Source organism: bacterium, from assembly GCA_040756715.1.
In the GTDB taxonomy this organism is placed as follows: Bacteria; UBA9089; UBA9088; order UBA9088; family UBA9088; genus JBFLYE01.
In genome coordinates, this window is sequence record JBFLYE010000115.1 from 1 (window position 1) to 5,634 (window position 5,634).

At 35.4% G+C, this 5,634-nt stretch carries 7 protein-coding genes; all 7 read left to right on the plus strand.

Annotated elements, in window-relative coordinates:
* Positions 1–120 precede the first annotated feature (120 nt).
* On the plus strand, positions 121–603 hold the full coding sequence (locus tag AB1397_04280) for a methyltransferase domain-containing protein (GenBank protein ID MEW6482200.1): 483 nt from the start codon (positions 121–123) through the stop codon (positions 601–603).
* A gap of 310 nt (positions 604–913) precedes the next feature.
* Positions 914–1,462 carry a methyltransferase domain-containing protein gene (locus AB1397_04285; GenBank protein ID MEW6482201.1) on the plus strand — a complete coding sequence of 183 codons (549 nt, stop codon included), beginning with the start codon at positions 914–916 and terminating at the stop codon, positions 1,460–1,462.
* A 6-nt stretch (positions 1,463–1,468) separates the two neighbouring features.
* Positions 1,469–2,950 (plus strand): oligosaccharide flippase family protein, encoded by a 1,482-nt coding sequence (locus tag AB1397_04290; protein ID MEW6482202.1) that lies wholly within the window; start codon positions 1,469–1,471, stop codon positions 2,948–2,950.
* On the plus strand, positions 2,950–4,011 hold the full coding sequence (locus tag AB1397_04295) for a glycosyltransferase family 4 protein (protein MEW6482203.1): 1,062 nt from the start codon (positions 2,950–2,952) through the stop codon (positions 4,009–4,011). Before AB1397_04290 ends, AB1397_04295 begins: the two co-directional genes overlap by 1 nt.
* Positions 4,001–5,170, plus strand: coding sequence for a glycosyltransferase (locus AB1397_04300; GenBank protein ID MEW6482204.1), 1,170 nt, complete (start codon positions 4,001–4,003; stop codon positions 5,168–5,170). The genes AB1397_04295 and AB1397_04300 overlap by 11 nt, the downstream gene beginning before the upstream one ends.
* Before the next feature lie 8 nt (positions 5,171–5,178).
* Entirely contained in the window at positions 5,179–5,382 is a 204-nt protein-coding gene (locus AB1397_04305; protein ID MEW6482205.1) for a hypothetical protein, read from the plus strand.
* A 26-nt stretch (positions 5,383–5,408) separates the two neighbouring features.
* The coding region (locus AB1397_04310) for a transposase (GenBank protein MEW6482206.1) at positions 5,409–5,634 on the plus strand (226 nt) is incomplete at its 3' end.

Sequence of the window (5,634 nt, forward strand, 5' to 3'; positions counted from 1 at the left end):
AAATAAAGAAAGTGTTTGAAAATATCTTAAAAGAAGCTGAGAAATATGGAATCATATATGATAGTGAGGAAAAGATTTTTAAGTTGAAAAAGCCTGGAAGAGCTATCTTTTCTTTGAATAATGCAGGGAGATAAATATTTGCCTATGTATAGCCCTAATGTAGGAATTGTTTTGAGCCAAATTGAGGAAGGAGATATTGTCCTTGATATCGGAGGCTGGGCATTGCCATTTAATCGTGCTAACTATGTTATAGATATGATGCCCTATGAGTCGCGTGGTAGTTGGAAGGAAGGTTATACCCAGGGGTCTCAGGGTGGTGAGAGAGAGTATTTTGACAGAAAAACATGGATTCAAAGAGATATCTGCGATCGAGCTCCATTCCCCTTTAAAGATAAGTCCATTGATTATATCATCTGCTCACATGTATTGGAAGATTTGAGAGACCCTATCTGGGTATGCTCTGAAATTAATCGTGTAGGTAAACGAGGCTACATTGAAGTGCCTTCCCGATTGGTAGAGAGTTCCCGTGGAGTGGAGCCTGGGATTGTGGGTTGGTCACACCATCGTTGGTTGATTGATATAGATAAGAAAAGAAAAAAATAAATTTCTTGCATAAATACCACATGGTTCATCGCAGTAAAAAATTCTACTTCCCTGCGTGGTTTCTGTATCACTTGCCTGAGGAGAACAAAGTGCAATGGCTGTTCTGGGAAGACAGTTTTGAATTTGAGGAAAAAATTATTCATGGCACATGGGTTATTGAATCTGAGTTAGAGTCTTTTATTCAGGCAAATAAGCATCTAGTAGCTCAGATTAAAGCTACTTTGAAGATACGCGATTGGGTTCGATACTATTCACTACAAGGATCAAATGTAATTCGTCGTCTTGTGCGACATGTTAAAAAGAAAGTCTTATGAAAAAACTAAATTTAGGCTGTGGTAAGAATCGTTCTATTCCTGATGCGGTAACGGTAGATATCAACCCTGAGATAGGTCCAGACATTGTACATGATCTTAATAAGTTTCCCTGGCCTTTTCCTGATAATGAGTTTCATGAGATCTACTGCTTTGATATCTTAGAGCATTTGGAGGATGTATTGCTTACGATGGAGGAAATACATCGGATCGGGGTGCCAGGAGGTAAGGTTTTCATCACTACACCTCATTTTTCTTCCCGTAATGCGTTTACCGACCCTACGCATCGACACTTTTTTGGTATTCATTCTTTTGATTATTTTTCTATAAATGGGCATCCCGATTATTCAAAATGGAATTTTTATTCTTTTGCAAAGTTTGAAAAGTTGAAGGTAAAATTGCAATTTGAACACAATTTTATTAATAAATTTATCTGGAGGCTAGCTTACCGTTATCCTGATTTCTGGGAAAGAAGGCTTTCTTGGATATTTCCTGCGTGGTTTATGGATATTGAACTAAAGATAATTAAACCTGGAAATCAATTTTAAGAAACAATGGAATTGTTATCAGAAACAAAATTAGGAGATAATCTCGTGCATAAAGGGAAAATCCTTGCTTCTGGGGGTATACTTACGATTAGAAATTTGCTTGCAGTTTTTATTTCCATGATTGGAAGTATTTTTATCGTTAGATTCCTTGGACTTAAGATATATGGACTTCAAAGTATTTCAGTTTTTTTTATTACCTTATTATCGAGTATTGCGGATTTAAGTATTGGTCTTTATTTGCTTAGAAAGCCCGGGGAGCTAAATGACCAATATCTTAGGGTTGCCTTTAGTCTCTTGCAGTTATTGGCCTGGGTCACTGTCTTATTTGCGATATTTGTTATTGCACCAATTTCAGCATGGTGGTATGGAAAGAAGGAGCTATTTTGGCTGGTAGCAGGTTGTTCCCTTGCGATTGGTATTGGTGCCTTAGCTAAGGTGCCCATTGTTCTTATCGAAAGAAATATGGAGTATGGGAAAATCAGCATGTTAGAATTGTCCGCTTTAATAGGCTATTATTTACCGGCAGCGATAGGGGCGTATGTAGGGCTGGGAATTTGGGCACTTATTTTAGGTGAGCTTTCTAAATCATTTATTACCACTATGCTCGCATACAAAATAAAGCCTATTCGCATTAGATTTCACTGGAATAATAGTATCGTAAGAGAGATATTAAATTATGGATTTCCAACCTCTACCGCTGGCTGGGTTTGGGTTCTTTCTGGAGCAATAAATCCCATTTTGATTGGGAAGATGATTGGATTGGAAGCAGCTGGAATTGTCCGATTAGTTCAAGGAATAATTAGCCAGTTATCCTTCTTTATAAACATAATCTCTCGGCTATCGTTTAATGTCTTAGGAAAGATTCAAAATGATAAAAAGAGGATCCTGAAGGCAATAGATCAGAGTGCACTTTACAGTTACTTCTTGGTTACTTTCCCTTTATTTCTCTTTGCCTCAATCAGTTATTGGGCAGTACCTGCATTATATGGAGATAAAAGTCTTCCTGCCGTTCCTCTTTTACTTCTTGCTATTTTACCTCAGGGTGTCAATATGATTTTTGCTGGACAATCTTTTCTTCTTATGACTATTGGCAAAGCCTCAGAAATGATTAAACTTCATATTATACGGAGTGTAGCAGTTTGGATTATCTGTTTCTTGCTTATACCAGTAAGTGGCTATTTTGCCCTACCTTTGGCTGATATTATAGTTTTACCAGTATTGTTTATATTACACAAAAATGTATCATCTATATATGGCAGACCGAGTTATAGAGAAGCGGTTGTCCTTTTGGTAATTGGTTATTGTTCTGTAGTTTTATCCTCATCGGTGAAAATTCCTATTTTAGGTCTCTTGATGTTTATTGTAGCAAACGGTATCTCATTTTTTGTCATTTCGTCAAAATCGAGAAGCGAAATCTTTGAGGCTTTACATCTTTTTAAAAAGCAATTTGTTAGAGAACCGGTCTGGGTAATTAAAGATCAAAAATAATGAAAGTACTCCATATTTTGCCAATGTTTTTCGGGGATTATAAGGGAGGGGGCGAAAGATACTCCTTAGAATTGGCGAAAGCTATGTCTCAAGTAGTTGAAACAGAGCTAATCAGCTTTTCTGAGAGACCAAGGGTAGAAAAAATAGGTTCCCTCACCGTTCGCTTATTTAAGCCTTGGTTCTATATCCAGGGTCAAAAAATTAGTCCAGTTTATCTCCCATTTCTTTGGGCTCTTAAAAATGCTGATATCATACATTGTTATCAATATCATACATTAACTACCTCTTTGAGTATTTTATGGGGGAAATTATTAAGAAAAAGAGTATTTGTCACGGATTTTGGGGGTGGTGGATGGGATATGTTTTCCTATCATGGAGGAACATGGCGTTTTATTGATGGCTTTATACATTTGTCAGAGTATGCAGCTGGGTGCTTTTCTAAATATAAGACAAGCCATTATATTGTTTATGGAGGTGTAGATATTAGAAAATTCTATCCGTTAAATCTCAACAGAGAAAGAAAAATTCTATTTGTCGGAAGATTACTACCACATAAGGGAATACACTATTTAATAGAAGCGGTGGATAGTGATATAACTCTTACCATAATTGGAAGACCTTATTCGCTTGAATATTTCGAATATTTGAAAAATTTATCCAAAGTGAAAAAAGTTGAGTTTATAATAGATGCAACTGATGAAATTCTTTTGCAAGAGTATAATAAAGCATCTGTTTTTGTGCTTCCTTCGGTTTATAAAACAATGTATGGAGGCTATACTGAAGTTCCAGAACTTCTTGGTCTGGTTGTTCTTGAGGCAATGGCATGTAAAACACCTGTCATTGTTACAAATGTTGCATCTTTACCTGAATTGGTTAAAGATGAAGAGACCGGTTTTATTGTAAAGCCTAACAGCCCTCTTGATTTAAAAGAAAAAATATATAAGCTAATAAATGAACCTCAAAGAGTTTATGAAATGGGAGAAAAGGCTTATCAATTATTTAGAGAAAAATTTACCTGGAATAAAACAGTAGAAAAGGTATTACAGGCTTATGGAAGTTAATAGAAAAAAGATTCTCATAATTCACAATACATTAAGAGGTTGGGGTGTGGAAAGAAATCTAATTTTTATTGGAAAATATGCAGATAAAAATATCTTTGAGGTCGCATATCTACTGACCACAGAAAGGCAAAATTCCTCGGAGAACTTTTTTGACAACGAGGTTAAATTACTTTACTTAAAAACTCCCCAAGTTAGACAAAATAGATATACCTGGATAATAAATCTGATATTGAAATTTATTTATTTGGTGATTTGGCTAAGAAAAAATGGAAAAGATATAGATTATTTATTGGTATCGACTCTGGATGAATGTATAATAACTTACATTGCTAAAAAAATTTTAAGTTTGAAGTCAAAGTTTATCGTCTTTCATCAGCTACACTTCTCAGTAATTGGGAGAGAAAAAAATAATCCATTTTTAAATCTACTCCTTAAAATTATTATTTTGATTGATAAAGACGCTAATGGTATTCTTTGTCTTTCTAAAGGGATTGCGCAAGACTTAAAAGAAACTCACCATATAAAAACTAAGATTTTTGTGCATCCAAGTTGTGTTGACTTTCAGGAAATTGATGCACTTTCCAAAGAAACATTAGATGAACCTTGGCTATTGGAAGATGAAAGAAAGGCTATTATATATGTTGGAAGATTAAGCAACAAGCAGAAAAGAATTGATATATTACTGAAAGCCATAAACGTAATCAGAGGAAAGGAAGATTTACCTTTTAAAGTTTTAATTATTGGGGATGGAGAAGATCGAACTTTTCTTGAAAAAATGAGTAAAGATTTTGACTTAGAAGGCATTGTCTATTTCCTCGGTTATAAAGAAAACCCTTACAAATATTATGCAATCTCAGATCTGTTCGTTCTTACCTCAGACTTTGAGGGTTTTGCAAATGTAATAATTGAGGCAATGGCTTGCGGTTTGCCAATAATTGCTACAGATTGTCCAAGTGGTCCAGCAGAGATTCTTGAAAACGGAAAATGGGGGATTTTAGTTAAAAGAGGGGATTATATAACTCTTGCCAATAAAATCTTGCATGTTCTTCAGGACGAAGAATTTAATAAAAAGTTGAGAAATAATGCTTTAATAAGAGTAAGAGATTTTGAGTATAAAAAGGTTTTTGAGGAATTTAATAATTTTATGATAAAATTTTAGAGGGAAAAATGATTCGTACTGAAAAAATTGAAGAGTGTATTTTATGTGGAAGCAAAGGTAAAGTTTTATATAAAAATTTGGAAGATCGCCTTTTTGGAGCACCAGGTGAATATGGATTTTTAAAATGTCCAAAATGTAATCTCATTTGGCTCAATCCTCGTCCTGTTAAAGAGGATACTGTAGGGTTTGACGAAATTAGGAACAACTGGTAAGTTAGTCCTCCGGAAGGAGGAGGCAGATGGCAAGGAAGAAATGGAGCGCAGAAGAGAAGCAGAAGATGGTATTGGCGGGCTTGAGGAATGAGGCATCCGTAGCAGAGCTTTGCAGACAGTATGGCGTCAGCGATGTCATGTATTACAAATGGAAGAAGGCATTTTTAGAAGGCGGACTCAATGGGCTTAAAGGTAATGGCAAAACAGGCGATCAGGAGTCTGCCTTAAAGAAGGAAAACGAAGAGTTAAAGG

What these genes read in the sequence shown, in the direction of transcription:
- AB1397_04305 (MEW6482205.1), top strand. Translation starts at nt 5,179, where the DNA reads ATGATTCGTACTGAAAAAATTGAAGAGTGTATTTTATGTGGAAGCAAA.
- AB1397_04290 (MEW6482202.1), top strand. Translation starts at nt 1,469, where the DNA reads ATGGAATTGTTATCAGAAACAAAATTAGGAGATAATCTCGTGCATAAA.
- AB1397_04295 (MEW6482203.1), top strand. Translation starts at nt 2,950, where the DNA reads ATGAAAGTACTCCATATTTTGCCAATGTTTTTCGGGGATTATAAGGGA.
- AB1397_04300 (MEW6482204.1), top strand. Translation starts at nt 4,001, where the DNA reads ATGGAAGTTAATAGAAAAAAGATTCTCATAATTCACAATACATTAAGA.
- AB1397_04280 (MEW6482200.1), top strand. Translation starts at nt 121, where the DNA reads ATGCAGGGAGATAAATATTTGCCTATGTATAGCCCTAATGTAGGAATT.
- AB1397_04285 (MEW6482201.1), top strand. Translation starts at nt 914, where the DNA reads ATGAAAAAACTAAATTTAGGCTGTGGTAAGAATCGTTCTATTCCTGAT.